Source organism: Buchnera aphidicola (Nippolachnus piri) (assembly GCF_039383305.1).
Lineage (GTDB): Bacteria > Pseudomonadota > Gammaproteobacteria > Enterobacterales > Enterobacteriaceae > Buchnera_F > Buchnera_F aphidicola_AZ.
This window is the reverse complement of record NZ_CP135009.1, coordinates 382,030-399,139: the sequence shown is the minus strand read 5'-3', so window position 1 is coordinate 399,139 and position 17,110 is coordinate 382,030. Positions and strand designations below refer to the sequence as shown.

20 protein-coding genes and 4 tRNA genes are annotated in these 17,110 nt (G+C 19.2%); 13 read left to right on the top strand and 11 right to left on the bottom strand.

The genetic code is table 11. The features are described from left to right. Window positions 1-11: 11 nt before the first annotated feature. Window positions 12-539 (bottom strand): ATP-dependent protease subunit HslV, encoded by a 528-nt coding sequence (hslV, locus tag RJT25_RS01955; RefSeq protein WP_343126532.1) that lies wholly within the window; start codon window positions 537-539, stop codon window positions 12-14. A gap of 186 nt (window positions 540-725) precedes the next feature. Between hslV and rpmE the strand changes: the two genes are divergently transcribed. Further along, on the top strand, window positions 726-929 hold the full coding sequence (gene rpmE / locus RJT25_RS01950; RefSeq protein WP_343126531.1) for a 50S ribosomal protein L31: 204 nt from the start codon (window positions 726-728) through the stop codon (window positions 927-929). A 233-nt stretch (window positions 930-1,162) separates the two neighbouring features. On the opposite strand, the gene RJT25_RS01945 is transcribed toward rpmE, so the two are convergent. After that, a tRNA-Gly gene (locus tag RJT25_RS01945) sits at window positions 1,163-1,235 on the bottom strand. 217 nt (window positions 1,236-1,452) lie between these two features. On the opposite strand from RJT25_RS01945, the gene miaA reads away from it, so the two are divergent. From miaA to rplI, 4 genes are all read left to right on the top strand, one after another. Continuing rightward, window positions 1,453-2,403 (top strand): tRNA (adenosine(37)-N6)-dimethylallyltransferase MiaA, encoded by a 951-nt coding sequence (gene miaA / locus RJT25_RS01940; protein ID WP_343126530.1) that lies wholly within the window; start codon window positions 1,453-1,455, stop codon window positions 2,401-2,403. A gap of 251 nt (window positions 2,404-2,654) precedes the next feature. Continuing rightward, complete coding sequence (rpsF, locus tag RJT25_RS01935; protein ID WP_343126529.1) at window positions 2,655-3,002, top strand: 30S ribosomal protein S6; 348 nt, start codon at window positions 2,655-2,657, stop codon at window positions 3,000-3,002. 102 nt (window positions 3,003-3,104) lie between these two features. Beyond that, the gene (gene rpsR, locus RJT25_RS01930; protein ID WP_343126528.1) at window positions 3,105-3,332 is read left to right on the top strand and encodes a 30S ribosomal protein S18; all 228 of its coding nucleotides are present in this window, start codon (window positions 3,105-3,107) and stop codon (window positions 3,330-3,332) included. Window positions 3,333-3,373: 41 nt separating this feature from the next. Continuing rightward, on the top strand, window positions 3,374-3,826 hold the full coding sequence (gene rplI, locus RJT25_RS01925; RefSeq protein ID WP_343126527.1) for a 50S ribosomal protein L9: 453 nt from the start codon (window positions 3,374-3,376) through the stop codon (window positions 3,824-3,826). Window positions 3,827-3,877: 51 nt separating this feature from the next. On the opposite strand, the gene RJT25_RS01920 is transcribed toward rplI, so the two are convergent. Further along, a tRNA-Ile gene (locus RJT25_RS01920) sits at window positions 3,878-3,950 on the bottom strand. 137 nt (window positions 3,951-4,087) lie between these two features. Between RJT25_RS01920 and RJT25_RS01915 the strand changes: the two genes are divergently transcribed. Together RJT25_RS01915 and sbcB are read left to right on the top strand one after the other, a co-directional pair. Further along, window positions 4,088-4,160 (top strand) — tRNA-Asn (locus tag RJT25_RS01915). Window positions 4,161-4,200: 40 nt separating this feature from the next. Next, window positions 4,201-5,622: an exodeoxyribonuclease I gene (gene sbcB / locus RJT25_RS01910; RefSeq protein ID WP_343126526.1), complete on the top strand. Its 1,422-nt coding sequence runs from the start codon at window positions 4,201-4,203 to the stop codon at window positions 5,620-5,622. Window positions 5,623-5,684: 62 nt separating this feature from the next. Here the strand turns inward: sbcB and RJT25_RS01905 are convergent, their stop codons facing one another. Both RJT25_RS01905 and mutY read right to left on the bottom strand, forming a co-directional pair. After that, window positions 5,685-5,933, bottom strand: a complete 249-nt coding sequence (locus tag RJT25_RS01905) for an oxidative damage protection protein (protein WP_343126525.1) — start codon at window positions 5,931-5,933, stop codon at window positions 5,685-5,687. Beyond that, the gene (mutY, locus tag RJT25_RS01900; RefSeq protein ID WP_343126524.1) at window positions 5,923-6,960 is read right to left on the bottom strand and encodes an A/G-specific adenine glycosylase; all 1,038 of its coding nucleotides are present in this window, start codon (window positions 6,958-6,960) and stop codon (window positions 5,923-5,925) included. Before mutY ends, RJT25_RS01905 begins: the two co-directional genes overlap by 11 nt. Window positions 6,961-7,049: 89 nt before the next feature. Between mutY and trmB the strand changes: the two genes are divergently transcribed. Next, window positions 7,050-7,766 (top strand): tRNA (guanosine(46)-N7)-methyltransferase TrmB, encoded by a 717-nt coding sequence (trmB, locus tag RJT25_RS01895; protein ID WP_343126523.1) that lies wholly within the window; start codon window positions 7,050-7,052, stop codon window positions 7,764-7,766. 23 nt (window positions 7,767-7,789) lie between these two features. On the opposite strand, the gene RJT25_RS01890 is transcribed toward trmB, so the two are convergent. From RJT25_RS01890 to dusA, 4 genes are all read right to left on the bottom strand, one after another. Further along, on the bottom strand, window positions 7,790-8,911 hold the full coding sequence (locus RJT25_RS01890; protein WP_343126522.1) for a YggW family oxidoreductase: 1,122 nt from the start codon (window positions 8,909-8,911) through the stop codon (window positions 7,790-7,792). A 90-nt stretch (window positions 8,912-9,001) separates the two neighbouring features. Next, window positions 9,002-9,433 carry a Holliday junction resolvase RuvX gene (ruvX, locus tag RJT25_RS01885; RefSeq protein WP_343126521.1) on the bottom strand — a complete coding sequence of 144 codons (432 nt, stop codon included), beginning with the start codon at window positions 9,431-9,433 and terminating at the stop codon, window positions 9,002-9,004. Between the two features lie 81 nt (window positions 9,434-9,514). Beyond that, the gene (dnaB, locus tag RJT25_RS01880) at window positions 9,515-10,897 is read right to left on the bottom strand and encodes a replicative DNA helicase (RefSeq protein WP_343126520.1); all 1,383 of its coding nucleotides are present in this window, start codon (window positions 10,895-10,897) and stop codon (window positions 9,515-9,517) included. Window positions 10,898-11,055: 158 nt separating this feature from the next. After that, the gene (dusA, locus tag RJT25_RS01875; RefSeq protein WP_343128836.1) at window positions 11,056-12,054 is read right to left on the bottom strand and encodes a tRNA dihydrouridine(20/20a) synthase DusA; all 999 of its coding nucleotides are present in this window, start codon (window positions 12,052-12,054) and stop codon (window positions 11,056-11,058) included. A gap of 182 nt (window positions 12,055-12,236) precedes the next feature. On the opposite strand from dusA, the gene ssb reads away from it, so the two are divergent. After that, entirely contained in the window at window positions 12,237-12,773 is a 537-nt protein-coding gene (ssb, locus tag RJT25_RS01870; protein WP_343126518.1) for a single-stranded DNA-binding protein, read from the top strand. A gap of 21 nt (window positions 12,774-12,794) precedes the next feature. Here ssb and RJT25_RS01865 read toward each other — a convergent pair whose 3' ends face one another. Then, window positions 12,795-13,577 carry an alpha/beta fold hydrolase gene (locus tag RJT25_RS01865; RefSeq protein WP_343126517.1) on the bottom strand — a complete coding sequence of 261 codons (783 nt, stop codon included), beginning with the start codon at window positions 13,575-13,577 and terminating at the stop codon, window positions 12,795-12,797. A 121-nt stretch (window positions 13,578-13,698) separates the two neighbouring features. Between RJT25_RS01865 and RJT25_RS01860 the strand changes: the two genes are divergently transcribed. Next, window positions 13,699-14,280 carry a NifU family protein gene (locus RJT25_RS01860; protein WP_343126516.1) on the top strand — a complete coding sequence of 194 codons (582 nt, stop codon included), beginning with the start codon at window positions 13,699-13,701 and terminating at the stop codon, window positions 14,278-14,280. Window positions 14,281-14,320: 40 nt separating this feature from the next. Here the strand turns inward: RJT25_RS01860 and RJT25_RS01855 are convergent. Further along, window positions 14,321-14,407 (bottom strand) — tRNA-Ser (locus RJT25_RS01855). A gap of 302 nt (window positions 14,408-14,709) precedes the next feature. On the opposite strand from RJT25_RS01855, the gene aroK reads away from it, so the two are divergent. From aroK to rpe, 3 genes are read left to right on the top strand one after another with little or no spacing between them, the layout of a single operon-like run. Next, complete coding sequence (gene aroK / locus RJT25_RS01850) at window positions 14,710-15,246, top strand: shikimate kinase AroK (protein WP_343126515.1); 537 nt, start codon at window positions 14,710-14,712, stop codon at window positions 15,244-15,246. A 34-nt stretch (window positions 15,247-15,280) separates the two neighbouring features. Further along, window positions 15,281-16,399, top strand: a complete 1,119-nt coding sequence (aroB, locus tag RJT25_RS01845; protein WP_343126514.1) for a 3-dehydroquinate synthase — start codon at window positions 15,281-15,283, stop codon at window positions 16,397-16,399. Between the two features lie 29 nt (window positions 16,400-16,428). Beyond that, on the top strand, window positions 16,429-17,097 hold the full coding sequence (rpe, locus tag RJT25_RS01840; RefSeq protein WP_343126513.1) for a ribulose-phosphate 3-epimerase: 669 nt from the start codon (window positions 16,429-16,431) through the stop codon (window positions 17,095-17,097). The last annotated feature ends 13 nt before the right edge of the window (window positions 17,098-17,110 follow it).

Genomic DNA, 17,110 nt, shown 5'->3' with positions numbered 1-17,110 from the left:
CCTTTCAAGTATTATTCGATAGTCAATTCTTTAATAGTAAAATGTGTATTAGTATAAATACAAATCCTAGAAGCAATTTTTAATGATTTTTTTACAATTTCATAAGCAGATAAATTAGTGTTTTTAAGAAGAGCATATGCTGAAGCTTGAGCATAATTACCTCCCGATCCAATTGCAATAATATTATTTTCAGGTTGAATGACATCTCCAATTCCTGTAATTATTAAAGAATGTTTTTTATCTGCTACTGCTAATAAAGCTTTTAATTTACGTAATAGTCTGTCGGTTCTCCAATCTTTAGCTAATTCTACTGCAGCTCTTTGTAACTGACCTTGGTATTTTTCTAATTTTTTTTCAAATAATTCAAATAGAGTAAAAGAATCGGCAGTACTTCCTGCAAATCCAGCTAATACTTTTTTTTTATATAATGAACGGACTTTTTTAACATTGTGTTTCATAATAGTATGTCCTAATGTTGCTTGTCCATCTCCCCCTAAAACTATTTGATTTTTTGTACGTACACTTAAAATTGTTGTCATATTTTTTCTCTAAAAAATTTGAAGAAAATAGAAAATTTTTTATATAAATATATTATTATTAAATTTTTATAGAAGATTTTTTTTTTAGGAAGAATATTGTATTTTTAAAATTTTAATTTATAATAAAAAAATAGATTTTTTTTTAAAAAAAAATTATATAATAATTTTTTATATATTGAGTTTATTATGAAAAAAAATATTCATCCTCTTTATCAAAAAATTTTAATGACATGTTCATGTGGTTTTAAAATTTATATTTTTTCTACAAAAATAGAAAATATTAATTTAGACATTTGTTCTCAATGTCATCCTTTTTATACAGGTAAACAAAGAACAATGAATACAGGTGGAAGAGTTCAAAAGTTTCAAAAACGTTTTAATTTATTTTAATTTTTAATTTTAAAAAATATCTTTTTTATATTTTTAATATTTTATTTTTTAACATGATTCTATAAAGAAAATTTTATAGAATTATGTACAAAAATATATATATAGATGATATGTAATAAATATATAAATTTAGAATATTAAATTTTTTATAAATATTTTTTTTAATTAAAATATTAAAAAATTTAAAAAAATTTTTAAGGGTATTTTTATTTAAGGATTAACATATAAAAAATAGCGAGAAACGAGATTTGAACTCGTGACCGCAACCTTGGCAAGGTTGTGCTCTACCAACTGAGCTATTCTCGCAATATTAATATTTAATATTATATTAAATTTTTTATATTTTGCAAGGATTATTTTTAGTTTTTTTAAAACGAGTCAGTAATTATTTTTTTATATAATTTTTATGAAAAAATTTTTTTATATTTAATATATTATGAAAGCTATTTTAAAATTATCTTTTTAAAATGATATTTTTTTGAAAAATATTTTGTATTAAAAAATGGATTATGTTAATAATATAATGAAAAAAAAATCATTAATTTTTTTTTTGATGGGACCCACAGCAATTGGAAAAAGTTCTTTAGCAATTGCATTAAAAAAAAAATTTACACAATTAGAAATTATTAGTGTAGATTCTAAATTAGTTTATAAAGGTTTAAATATTGGTACTGATAAGCCTTCTGTTGAATTATTAAAAAAATTTCCGCATCGTTTAATTGATATTTGTCAGCCGTTTGAACGATATTCAGTTGCAAAATTTTATAGGGATGTTCATCGAGAAATAAAAAATATTATTTTAGAACATAAAGTACCTTTATTAGTTGGGGGTACAATGTTATATTTTAAAATTTTATTGGAAGGATTATCAATTTTACCGTCTTCTAATTTTGTTATACAAAAGTATATTTTTGAAATTTTATGTCATAGTAAAAGAGAATTATTGTATCAACGTTTAAAAAATTTTGATCCTATTATGAGTAAAAAAATTCACTGTCATGATGTTCAAAGAATATTACGTGTTTTAGAAGTTTGTTATGTTACTGGAAAAAAATTTAGTGATTTTTTAATTGCTAAAAAAAATATATTTCCTTATACAGTAGTTCAATTAGGACTATTTCCAAAAAATAAATTAGAATTATTTAAAAAAATTACTATACGTTTTGAAAAAATGTTAGAAAAAGGTTTAGAAAAAGAGGTGAAAGATTTATTTTTTTTAAAAAATATAGACCTTTCATTACCATCTTTAAATAGTATTGGTTATAAAGATATGTTTTTATATTTACAGAAAAAAATTACATATCAAACTATGTATAATAATATTTTATGTTCCACTCGTAGGTTAGTTAAACATCAATTAACTTGGTTAAAGAATTGGCGAGGATTAATTCATATAGAAGTAGAATGTGTTAAAATAACAGAAAATTTTTTAAAAAAATTTTTTTTAAAATATTTTAAAATTTTGAAAATTTAAAAAAAATTATGAATTAGATATTTTTAAAATAAGATAAAAGTATAAATTTTTAAAAATTTTAATATTAAATTTTATTTTTGTTTGTATGTTTTTTTGTTTTATTTTATATTATAAAAAATTATACTATTAAAAATTAAATTATTTTTTTAAAATATAAAAAGATCTTTTAAGATATATATTTTTAAAAAAATAATGTTAAAAATTAATAAATAGTATTTAATAAATAATATTTTTAAAAAAGAGAATTGTTTATGAGGCATTATGAAATAGTATTAATTATTAATCCTGATAAGAGTGATCAAATTATATCTCTTATAGATTTTTATAAAAAATTTATTTTAAAAAAAAAAGGAAAAATTCATCGTTTTGAAGATTGGGGTCGTCGTTCTTTAGCTTACTCAATTAAAAAATTTCAAAAAGCGCATTATTTATTATTTAATATTGAATTAAAAAGTGAATTAATTCAAGAATTATCTGATAATTTTAAATTTAATGAAAATATTTTAAGAAGTTTTATTTTAGTAATGAAAAAATGTGTGACAGAAATTTCGCATATTTTAAAGAATAAGTTGGATCTTAAAAAACATTTAAAAATTTAAATGAATTTTATTAAAAAATTTTTTAAAATATTTTAATAATATTTTATTTATATGAAAATTTTAAGTTTTTTGAAAAACTTTATGTAAAAGGAGTTTTTTTTTATGATAAGATATTTTAGACGACGAAAATTTTGTCGTTTTACAGCTGAAGGGATTTTAGAAATAGATTATAAAGATTTAAATATTTTAAAAAATTATATTACGGAAAGTGGAAAAATTGTTCCAAGTCGCATTACAGGTACCAAATCTAAATTTCAACGACAATTATCAAGAGCTATTAAGAGAGCTCGTTATTTGGCATTAATTCCGTATACAGATCAACATCGATAAAAATTTTTTAATTTTTACAGTTTTTTAAAGGTAATGAATTTATGAAAGTGATTTTATTACATAAAATTAAGAATTTAGGAACTTCGGGAGAAGTTAAAATTGTAAAAAATGGATATGCTAGAAATTATTTATTACCGAAATCATTAGTAATGTTAGCTACAGTAGAAAATTTAAAAAAATTTGAAATAAAAAAAAAATTATATCAAACGCAAGAATTATTAAAAATTAAAGAATTTAAATTAAAAATTAAAAATTTAAAAAAATTAGGAACAATAATTATATTTGCAAAATCTAATTCACAAAAAAAAATTTTTGGTTCGGTTAATTCTAAAGTAATTTCTAAAAAAATTACTAAATTAGGTGTATTAGTTAAAAAACATGAAATTAAATTAAAGAATGGTTTATTACGTTATCTTGGTAATCATATTGTAACATATGAACCTTATAAAAATATTTCTTTAGACATTCAAATTTCTATTCTTTCTAAAAAATAATAATTTTTTAGTTTTATTAATTTTAAAAAAAATTTTTTTAAAAAAATATATTGGCCCCTGCTGGAATTGAACCAGCGACCTAACGATTATGAGTCGCTTGCTCTAACCTCTGAGCTAAGGGGCCTCTGAATAAAAAAATTATAATTTAATTTTTTTAATTATGCAAGGATTTTATAAAACAAATTTTTAGAAGATTTTTTTTTAAAAAAATATGTTGCTTGTAAGAATAAATTATTATATAATATTAAATAATAAAATTTTTCCTCTGTAGTTCAGTTGGTAGAACAACGGACTGTTAATCCGTATGTCACTGGTTCGAGTCCAGTCGGGGGAGTAAAATTTTTTATAAAATAAAATTTTAAAGTCTATAATATATGAAATTTAAAAAATTTATTTTTTATGATTATGAAACATATGGATTAAATGTTTCTTTAGATAAAATTTCTCAATTTGCATGTATACAAACGGATGAGAATTTTAATATTTTATCTAAACCGATTTCTATTTTAGGGTCTCTTCCGTTAGATTATTTTCCAAATTTAGATTCTATTTTCATTAATAAAATTTTACCTCAATATTCCAATATTTATGGAATGAATGAATATTATTTAGCTCGTAATATTTATAAAATTTTTACACAAAAAAATGTATGTATTTTAGGATATAATAATATTAATTTTGATAATTTAATTACACGAAATATTTTTTATAGAAATTTTTTAGATCCATATGAATGGGAATGGAAGAATGGTAATTTTACAGGAGATGTTTTATCTATTTTAAGAGTTTTTTATGTTTTAGAGCCTTTTTGTTTAAAGTGGTTTTATAAACATTCAGGAGCAGTAAGTTTTAAATTGTCACATATCACGGAAAAAAATTCTATAGTACATTTTAAAAAACATGATGCTTTATCAGACATATTTGCAACAATAGAAATTTTAAAAATTTTAAAATCATATAATGAAAAATTATTTTTTTTATTATTAGAGTTATTTAATAAAGAAAAAATTTTAAATTTTGTTACAAAAAATCAAAATAAACCTTTTTTTTATATATCTAGTATATTTGGCGCTTTGAATTTTAATATAGGTGTTGTTTCTTTTTTAATGTTTCATCCTACTAATAAAAATATTATTTTAGTGTACGATTTAAAAAATTCCCCAAAAGATGCATTATTTTCTATAAAAAATTTTTCTAAAAATTGTAATATTTTAAAAAAATTGTTTAAAATTGGTATTTTAAGTGTTTATATAAATAAAAATCCAATTTTTTTATCATATAATATGATTAATACAAAAAATTGTATACGATTAAAAATTAATTATATTTTTTGTCAAAAAAATTTTTTTATATTAAAAAAATTTTATAATATAATATTTTTTTTAAGAAAAATTTTACAAATTAAGTCTCAAATTTGTATTAATAAAAATGTTGACTTACAATTATATAAAAATTTTTTAACTTTTTATGACAAAAAAATTTTATATAATTTTTTTTTAATTTGTAGTTATAATATTCCAGAAATTACATTTCAAACAAAATTTTTTGATAGTAGGTTATCAGAATTATTTTTTAGAATGCGTGCTCGTAATTTTTTTATTACATTAAACGATTTAGAAAAAAAAAAATGGAAAAAATATTGTTTAAATGTTATAAATAATATGAATTTTTCTGAATATATACATAAAATTAATCTTTTAAGTAGATTATTTGTAAATAAATCTAAAAAAATTTTTTTAATAAAAAATTTTTTATTATATATTCAGAAAAAAATTTTAAAAATTCAAAATTTATAAATAAATTCAGATTATTATGATTTTTTTAAATATTATAATTTTTTTAATGTTTTGAAAGAATTTTAAGATTTTTTCCAAAAAAAAATTTTCATATTTTTTTTTAAATATTTACGATCTTTTTCAGAACACATATTTAATTTTTTTTCATTAATAATTTTTGTTTGGTATAATAACCATTTCTTCCAAGCATCTTTAGAAATTTCATTATAAATTTTTTGACCTAAAGTTCCTGGATAATTTTGGAAACTTAAACCTTCTTTTTTTTTTTTAAAAAAGTGACAAAAAATAGTGCGTATTTTATTATTTTTCATATGTTATCCTATTTAAAATTTTTTGTATAGGAGTTGGAATACCAATTTTTTGAGGATTTTTTAGATTTAACCATATTTTTTGTTTTGATTTATGTTTTTGAATATTTTTTTTATTTGAAATTTTTAAATAAAAAGGAAATAATAAAAGTTGCATATGACTAAAAATATGTAATATAGGTAGATTTTTTTTTTTTTTAAATATTTTTTTATAAAATTTTTTATAAAAATTTTCTTTTTTGAAAAAAAACATTGGAAAACAAAACAAATTTGGCCAAAATTTTTTTTTATTTTGTTGTATAAGAAAAATATAAAATTTATATTGTAAAATTAAAAGTAATATTTTAACTTTTTTTTTTTTTAGTTTTTTTTTAGGGAATTTTAATATATATTTTTTTTTATTTTTAAAAAAAATACATATATTTTGACATGGACATAGATCACATTTTGGATTATGAGAGGTACAAATTAAAGCACCTAGATCCATCATGGCTTGATTAAATTTATCTGGATGATGGATAGAAATTAAATTATTAATTAAATTCCATAATTTTTTTTCTAATAAAAAAATAGTAGATGTTTTTTGAATATTATAAATTCTTATTAGAATTCTTTTGATATTACTATCTAAAATTGCATAACAAAAATTATAAGTAAAAGATAAAATTGCACTTGCAGTAGATTTTCCAATACCGGGTAATTTTTGTAGTAGTAGAATATCTTTTGGAAAACAACCATTATATTTCTTAAAAATAATATTAATAGTTTGATAAACAAAATGAGCACGTCGATAATATCCTAATCCACTCCATAAATATAAAATTTCGTTTAATGAGGCTTGCGATAATTTTTGTAATGTTTGAAATTTTTTTATGAATTTTTTAAAAAAAGGAATAACTGTTTTTACAGTAGTTTGTTGTAACATGATTTCTGATAACCAAATGTGATAAACATTTTTTTTTTTTTTCCATGGTAAATTTTTTCTACCATGAAAATGGTACCAATTTAATATTCTTTGTGAAAAATTCATAATTTCCTAGAAAAACTTAATAATATTATAATGTTTAAGAAAAATTTTAAAAAAATTTTTTAAAAAAATAACAAAATATGAGTTTAATTATGTCTAAAAATAATGATAATTTTTTTTTAAATAAAAAAAATACATTACAAACGGTTAAAAGTTTTGTATGTCGTCGTCGTGTCATAAAAAATAATTTTTTTAAGAAATATAAATTTTTATGGAAAAATCTGAAAATAGATTTTCAAAAAAAAAAAATATTTTTACAAAATTTTTTTTTAAAAAAATCTCCTATAATTTTAAATTTAGGATTTGGAAATGGTATAGATTTTTTAGAAATTGTTTCTCAAAATTTAAATTTAAATTTTATAGGAATTGAAGTTTATTCTCCTAGTATTTTATCGATTTTACGTGAATTTAAGAAATATAATTTGTCAAATATACGAATTATTTTTTATGATGCAATTGATGTTTTTTATTATATGATTCCTGATTCTTCAATTTATATTTTACAAATTTTTTTTCCTGACCCTTGGCCTAAAAAAAAACACCAGAAAAGACGTTTAATACAAAGAAAATTTTTACAAATATTGTCAAAAAAAATAATTTTTTTTGGATTTTTACATATTAAAACAGATTGTAAAAAATATTCACAACATATTACTAATATAATGTTTGATCATAAAGAATTCAAATTTGTTCCTATAAAACCAATAAAATTTTTATGTTTTCAGTTAACTAAAGAGACTAAGTTCGAACAAAGAGGAAAAAAATTAGGTTTTACAATTTTTGAGCATATTTATCAATTAAGAAAATAGTCTTTATATAATTTTTTATATTTTTAATTTAAAAAAAAATCTAAAAAATAAAATAAATTTTTATATCCAAATGATGTGATTATAATATTTTTTTTTGTAAAAATCAAAAATCCTTTTTTTTGAGATTTTTTTAATTTTTTTTTAATTGATAGTATTGAATGATGTGTAATATTTTTAAAATGTAAATAAGATATTTTTTTAAATAAAAAAGAAATATTTAAAAAGAATTCAAATACAATATCATTTTTTTTTATATAATAAAATTTTAATAAATATAATTTTTGAATATAGTTTAAAATTTTTTCATGTTTTATTAAACGTAAAATTTTAAATTTATAAATTGTAATTTTACTATGAGATTTACAACCTAACCCTAAATAATCTTGAAAAGTCCAATAATTTAAATTATGTTGGCATTGATATTTTGGTTTTGCATAAGAAGAAATTTCATATTTTTTATATCCATATTTTGTTAATATTTTATGTCCTATTAGAGACATTTTTGAGATTTCTGAGGGAGTAGGAATTTTAAAATTTAAATTTTTATTTTTAGAAAAAGAATTAGAATATAAAGTCCAAGTTATATGTGTAGGATTATATTTTAAAGTTTTTTTTAAATCTTTTATAACATTTTTTAAAGTTTGTGTAGGTATACCATATTGGAGATCAATATTAAAATTTTTTATAATTTTTTTTTTAAAAAGTATATTTAAAGATTTTTTAGAAAAATTAGACCATTTAAATTTTTTTAAAATTTTTTTATTAAAAGTTTTTATATTTAAAGAAATCCGATTTATACCTATTTTAAAGTATTTTATAAGATTTTGATAGTTTATTTTTTGAGGAAAAATTTCTATAGTAATTTCAATATTTTTTTTAGAAAAAAAATTTTTAAAATTTTTAATTAAATATTTTATTTCTTGAAAAGGTATTAAAAAAGTAGTTTTTAAACTAATAAAAAGTGAAAAAATAGGTCTACAGAATAATAAAAAAAAATTTTTTTTAAAATCTTTAATAATTGCTGTTAAATATTTATTTTTCTTTAAAAAAAAATTTTTTTTATTTATAAAGTTAGAATATTCTTTCGGAATATTGATGTATAAACTAATATTTGGTCTTTTAAATTTTTTTGTATTATTGATCATAATTATATTTATTTTCTTTTTATAGGAATATTTTTTAAAAATAATAAATATATAGTATTTTAGAAATTTTTTTAAAAAATTTTTAAAAAATTAAATTTTAATATGATTTTTTTTTTTATAGATATCTAACCAACCTTCTAAAATTAAAACTGCAGATGCAGAATGAATACAATTTTTTTGTAATTTTTTGTAACCTCCTTTTTGAAATAAAATAGATTTAGCTATTTTTGTAGTTAAATATTCATTATGAAATTTTACTGGAAGATTATATTTTTTTTCTAATTTTTTTTTAAATTTTTCAATTTTTTTAGTTATATTAAATTTTTTTCCTTGATTATTTAAAGGATATCCTACAATTAAATATTGTGGAAGCCATTTTAATAATATTTTTTGAATTATTTTCCATTGTGTATTTTTTTTTGGAGTTTTAATACTTTGAATAGGATATGCATAAAATAATGTTGTTTCTGCAATAGCTAAACCAATATTTTTTACACCATAATCGAAGCCTAAAATAATCATAATTTTTAGTAATTTTATAAAAAATTGTTTAATATATAATAAAATACTTTTTTTTAAAAAAAATAATATTTCTTAAAAATATTATAAATTTTTTTTATGATATTGAGGATTTGCATAATTATCGAATCTAGACCATTGCCCATTAAATGTTAATTTAATAGTTCCTGTTGGTCCATTTCTTTGTTTTCCAATAATAATTTCTGCAATACCTTTTAAATCACTATTTTGATTATAAATTTCATCACGATAAATAAACATAATAAGATCTGCATCTTGTTCTAAAGATCCTGATTCTCTTAAATCTGAATTTACTGGTTTTTTATCGGTTCTTTGTTCTAAAGATCTATTAAGTTGTGATAAAGCTATAATTGGAACATTAAGTTCTTTTGCCAAAGATTTTAAAGTTCGGGAAATTTCAGCAATTTCTAGTGTACGATTATTAGATAAATGTGGAATTTTTATTAGTTGTAAATAATCAATCATAATTAAAGTTAAACCATGATTTTCACGATGAATTCTTCTGGCACGTGATCTTAAGATATTAGGCGTTAAGTCAGAAGAGTCATCAATATAAATATTTTTTTTTTTTAATAAAATATTAATTGTACTTGAGATTCTACTCCATTCTTGATGAGTAAGTTGTCCTGAACGAATTTTAGATTGATCTACTCGAGATAATGATGCTAACATACGAATCATAATTTGTTCACTTGGCATTTCTAAACTAAAAATTAAAATTGGTGTATCATAAATCATAGCAGCATTTTCACATAAATTCATTGCAAATGCTGTTTTTCCCATTGAAGGTCTAGCAGCTAAAATAATTAAATCTGATTTTTGTAATCCTGAAGTTTTTTTATTTAAATCATGATATCCAGTATTAATTCCTGTAATACCATCATTTGGTGTTTGAAATAATTTTTCAATAGCAGTGATTGTGATTTCTAATACTTTTTCAATATTTTGAGGTCCTTGATTTTTTTTTATTTGTTTTTCAGAGATTTGAAAAATACTAGATTCTGCATAATCTAATAATTCTGAACTATGGCGGCCTTGAGCATGATATCCAAAATCAGCTATATTATGCGCAACTGAAATAATTTCTCTCATAATAGATCTTTCTTTAATAATTTCCGCATATGTGACAATATTCGCGACACTAGGTGTGTTTTTAGAGATTTCAGCTAAATAAGTAAATCTTCCAATTTTATTTAATTCTCCTTTGGTACTTAAAGATTCTGACAGAGTAATTAAATCAATTGGATTTCCATTTTCTATTAAATTTTTCATTTCATAAAAAATTAATTGATGTTTTTTACTAAAAAAATCTTTTTTTTCAATATGTTCAATAATTAAATCCCATTTTTTATTATCTAACATGAGACCCCCTAAAACTGATTGTTCTGCTTCTAAAGAATATGGTGTAATATTTAATAGTGGTAAATTATTTATTTTATCTATCATAATTTTAGTAAGTTTTTCCTAATAAAAATATAAAAAAATAAATTTTTATATGTGATAAAAAATTTCATGAACAGATGATTTTGTTTATTATATTTTTTTAAAAAAAAGAATTTTATTTTTTATATAGATTTTTAAAAAATATACAAAAATATTTAGAATTAAAATTTTTTAAATGAATTTAAATCTGTTAATGAAAATAGTTTAAAAGAATCATTAAGTGTTCTAGTAAGATTTTTAGTATTTTTTAGTTCTGTTAAAAGATATTTTTTCCATTTTTTAGAATTAGAAATACCTGAAAAAGTATTTAAAAAATGTTTTATTATTTTAAAAGGATGTATACCTTTTTTCATTTTTTTTTCTGCATATTGGATTGTTTTTCTTAAAATTTTTAAAATATTATATTTTTTTTTTTGATTAAAAATAATTTTATCAATTTTAGTTAAAATTAATGGATTTTTATAAATTTTACGTCCCATCATAATACCATCTAATTTTTTTAAATGTTTAATATCATTATTAATATTTTGTAATCCTCCATTTAAAATTATTATTAATTTTGGAAAATATTTTTTAATTTTATATACATATGAGTAATTTAAAGGCGGTATATTTCTATTTTGATATGTTTTAGTTAATGTTAAATCAGCATTTCTAGCATGTATAACAAATCTTTTACAGTATTTTTTTTTTGATATTTCTTGAATAAAATTTTTTAAAAAATAAAAATTATTTTTTTTAGTAATTCCTAATCTTATTTTTACACTAATTGGAAGAGAAATAGTATAATAAAGTTCTTGAATAATTTTAAATACAATTTCGGGTTGATTCATTAAACATATTCCAAAATTTCCTTTTTGAGCGCTTTTTGATGGACATCCTAAATTAATATTAATTTCATTAAATCCAATTTTTTCAGCCCATTTTGCGCAAATTATAAATTCTTTTATATTATTTCCAGCTAATTGTAGTGATGTAGGTGGATATATTTTTATATTAGTATTAATGAATTGATGGATAATTTGTTTTGTAGTATACATTTCAGTATATAATAAAGTTTTTTGTGTTAATTGTCGATAAAAAAAATGACAATAAAAATCTGTATAATTTAACATAGGGGCAACAGAAAATTTATAAGGATATTTATTTTTTGCTGGCATTTTTTTTCCTTTTAAGAAATAATTTATTTTTTATAATATTAAAATTTTTTATATTTTGAGAAAATTTTTATTTTTAAAAAGTAATTTTTAAAAGAATAAAAATTTTATATCTCTTGATTTTTTTTTATGATATTATTTATAATAATTTTAAATATGAATTTTTATTAAGTGAGTTATATTATATGGCTAGTAGAGGAATTAACAAAGTAATATTAATTGGAAATTTAGGGCAAGATCCTGAAATTCGTTATATGCCTAATGGTGGAGCTGTATTAAATATGACAATTGCTACGTCAGAAAATTGGAAAGATAAGAATACTGGAGAATTAAAAGAAAAGACTGAATGGCATCGTATTGTAGTTTTTGGAAAATTAGCTGAAATAGCAGCTCAATATTTACATAAAGGTTCTCAAATTTATATTGAAGGTACGTTACAAACTCGAAAATGGCAAGATCAAAATGGTATTGATAGATATATTACTGAAATTATTGTTAATATTACGGGAACAATGCAGATGTTAGGTAATAGAAATTCTAATCAAAATTATGTTAAAGATAAAGAAAAAGTATTAAAATATTCTTCAGATACTTTAGAAAAAGGTATTAATAAAATTGAAAAACAATATGCTTCGAATCCTGTAAAAGAAGAATATAAAAAACAAAAAAATTTAATTGATACAACTTCTAAAATAGATTTTGAGGATGAAATTCCATTTTAATAAAATTTATTTTTTATGCTTTTATTTTTGAAAAAAAATTTTTTTAAATATATTTTTTATAATTTTTGTAAAATTTATTGGATGAGAAATAAATGGGATATGAGCTGAATGTGGAATAATATATGATTGACCATTTATAATATATTTTTGAAGATAATTTTCAATTTTATATGGGACTAATAAATCTAATTCACCATAAATCCTAAAAATTGGAGTTTTTAAATTTAGAATTTTTTTTCTATTATCAATTTTAATTAACCATTGATATCCATAATTAATTGTGTAGGAAGATGGTTGATGTTTTAAAAATTTTTTTAAATTTATATATTGATTTTTGTTTTTTTTTTTTTCATAAATATACATTTGTGAAAAATAAAATTCTTTTAAAAAATTTTCATAAGAAAAAATCATTTTTTTTTTTAAATTTTTAAGAATTTTTTTAGAAATTCCAGGCCACTTTTTTGTTTTTAAAAAATACGGAGAAGAGGTTATCAGAATTGTTCCATAAGTTCGTTTTGGAAAGTAATAACTCATGTATGTAGCTAATAACCCTCCTAATGACCATCCTATCCATATGACTTTTTTTGGAATGATTTTTAATAAAAATTTTGAAATTTCTTTAAAAGACATATTTTTTAAGAAAAAATTTTTACCATATCCTGGAAAATCTATTATATATATAGTATATTGTGAAGAAAATAAAAATAAAAAATTTTTCCATATATTTGAATCTAATCCCCAACCATGTAATAAAATAATTGGAATTTTTCCCTTACCTTGAATTGAGTAAAAAATTTTTTTCATAAATTATTAAAAAATATTATTAAATTAAAAATATCATTATATATGATTTTTTATAAAATTTATAGATAAAAAAATATTTTTTTATATATTCAATATTTTTATAGGAAATTAAAATTTTAATATGATTAAATTTTCTGAAGAAGTAAAATTACATTTTATTAAATTATTAAAAAATCAACCTTTAAATACGTATATTCGAATTTCGGTAGAATTTCCAGGTACAGAAGCAGCTAATTGTAGTTTGTCTTTTTGTGATATTGAAGAAGTAAATTTAGAAATAGATTATAAAATTGTATTATTAAGTACTTTTGTATATGTAAAAAAAATTTTTTTGCCATATTTAAAAAATGCTGAAGTAAATTTAATTTCTAATGATTTAGAAACTCAAATTACTTTAAAAGCACCATTTGTAAAAAAATTTCCTATATTAAAAAATAATTCTTCTTTAAAAGATAGGATTAAACATTTTTTTTTTACTGTAATTAATCCTATGTTGTTAAAGCATAATGGAAGTGTAATTTTTATTAAAATTGATACTAAAAATTGGGTTTTATTAAAATTTATTGGAGGTTGTAATGGTTGCTCAATGAGTAATATTACTCTAAAAGAAAATATTGAAAAAATTTTATTAAAAGAATTTCCAGAAATTATTGGAATTAAAGATATTACGTTACATAAATTTACATCTACATCATATTTTTAATAAATTTTTTATAATAAAAAATATCAATATTTAAAAATTTAGGTGAGAAAGGGATTCGAACCCTTGATACATAAAAATGTATACATACTTTCCAAGCATGCTCTTTCAACCACTCAGACATCTCACCATTTTTAAAAAATATTTTTATTTGAGTTTTTTATAGTTAGTAGCTATAATAATAGAAATTTTAAATAGGTCAAGTTTTTTTAAAAAATTTTTATAATTTTAATTTTTTTAAAATTTTTATATTTATTTTTTATAAACTATATTTTTAAAATAGATAATTACTTTTTTTTTAATAAAATAAATTATTTTGTTATAAATTTTATTTTTAATTTTTTTATAAAATTTAGAAATTATAATTTTTAAATAATAAAATTGTGTTGTAAAAAGATTTTTTTATTTTAATTTTTTTGGCGATAATTTTTTATGATCGAAAAACAGAATATTTTTTTAGTAGGTCCTATGGGTGCAGGAAAAAGCACTATTGGGCGTCAATTAGCAAAATTCTTGAATATGAATTTTTATGATTCAGACCTTGAAATTGAGAAGTGTACTGGAGTAGACATTTCTTGGATTTTTGATTTAGAGGGGGAAAGTGGTTTTCGTATTCGTGAAGAAAAGATGATTCAACATCTTACTCAAAAAAAAAATATTGTTTTAGCAACTGGAGGAGGTTGTGTATTATCTAAATTTTCAAGAAAATATTTAGTAAAATACGGTATTGTAATTTATTTAAAAATTACAGTAGAAAAACAGTTAATTCGAATCCCATTAGATAAAAAAAGACCTCTTTTAAATTTTTTAGAAAAACAAAAAAATAAAAAAAAAATTTTGGAAAATTTAGCAAATATACGCGACCCTTTATATCAATCTATTTCAGATTTTATTATTGATACTAATTTTAAAACTCCAAAAATTGTTGTTTATCAAATTGTCAAATTATTAAAAAATTTTAAAAAATAATTTAATGTTTTGAAAATTTATATGGGTATTTATTATGTGTAAAAAAAATATTCAAATTAATTTATCTCATAGTAGTTATTCAATATATATGGGTGTTCCGAAATTTACAAAAAAAAAAATTAAAAATTTATTTTTTTTTGGATCACAAAATATTATTGTAACTAATTTTACTGTAAGAAAAATATTATTAAATAATTTTTTATCTATGTTTTTAAATTTGAAGATAAAATATAAAATTATTGTTTTAAAAGATGGTGAATTATATAAAAATTTAAAAACTGTAGATAAGATTTTATCTTTTTTATTAGAAAATCAATGTGATAGGAATACTAATTTAATTGCTTTTGGTGGGGGTGTTATTGGAGATATTACAGGTTTTGTAGCTTCTATTTATCAAAGAGGTATAAGTTTTATTCAAATTCCGACTACATTATTAGCTCAAGTAGATGCATCTATTGGAGGAAAAACTGGCGTAAATCATATTTTAGGAAAAAATATGATTGGTTCTTTTTGGCAACCGAAGTTAGTTTTAATTAATATTAATTTTTTAAAATTTTTATCGAAAAAAGAGTTATTATCTGGAATTTCGGAAGTTATTAAATATGCAATTATTTTTGATAAAAATTTTTTTATTTGGTTAGAAAATAATATTTTTAAAGTATTAAATTTAGAAAAAAAAGAATTATCTTATTGTATTTTACAATGTTGTAAATTTAAAAAAAAAATTATAGAAATGGATGAAAAAGAATGTTCTTCACGTGCTCTTTTAAATTTAGGTCATAGTTTTGCTCATGCTATTGAAACATATACAGGTTATAGTACATGGTTACATGGATATGCTGTTTCTGCGGGTATTGTTTTAGCTTCTTATCTTTCATATTATTTAAAATATTTATCTTTAAAAAATTTTTCGCGAATAATTGATCTTTTTCAGAAAATTAAATTACCTATTTTAGGTCCATTAGAAATGTGTGGCGAAGAATATATTAGATTAATGTTTCGTGATAAAAAGACAGTTAATGGAAAAATTTTTTTAATTTTACCTTATGATATTGGCAATGTAAAAATTTATGAATTATCTGATACAAATATTATTTTAAAAATTTTTAAAAATATAAAAAAAGAAAAATTTTTTAGTAATTTAAATAAATAATTGATATAAGGATTTCAATATATTAATTTATGAAAAAAATATTATTAGCTCCATCAATTCTTGCTGCAAATTTTTTTAAATTAGGAGAAGAAGTTAAAGAAGTTTTAAAATTTGGGGGTGATATTATTCATTTTGATGTTATGGATAATCATTATGTACCTAATATAACTTTTGGGCCGTTAGTATTAGAATCTTTACGTAAAAATAATATTACACATCCAATAGAAGTTCATTTAATGGTTAATCCTATTACAGAATTATTAATTAAACAGTTTTCAGATGCTGGTGCAACAACAATCATTATACATCCAGAAACTACTTTTTATTTAGAAAAATTAATTCAAGTAATTAAATATTACGGTTGTAAAATTGGAATTGCATTAAATCCTAGTACTTCTTTTAGTGTTGTAGAAAATTTTTTAGATCAAATTGATATTCTTTTAATTATGTCCGTAACTCCAGGATTAGGTGGTCAAAAATTTTTACCTTTTATTTTTGAGAAAATTTTTTATATAAAAGAAATTTTAGATAGAAAAAAAAAAAATATTATTTTAGAAGTAGATGGTGGAATTACGTTAAAAAATATTCAAAAATTAGTTTTATTAGGAGTAGATGTAATTGTATTAGGTACTTCTATTTTTAAAACTAAAAATTATAAAAAAACTTTAGAAAATTTTAAAAAATTTTTATTGTATTAAGAATTTTTTTATT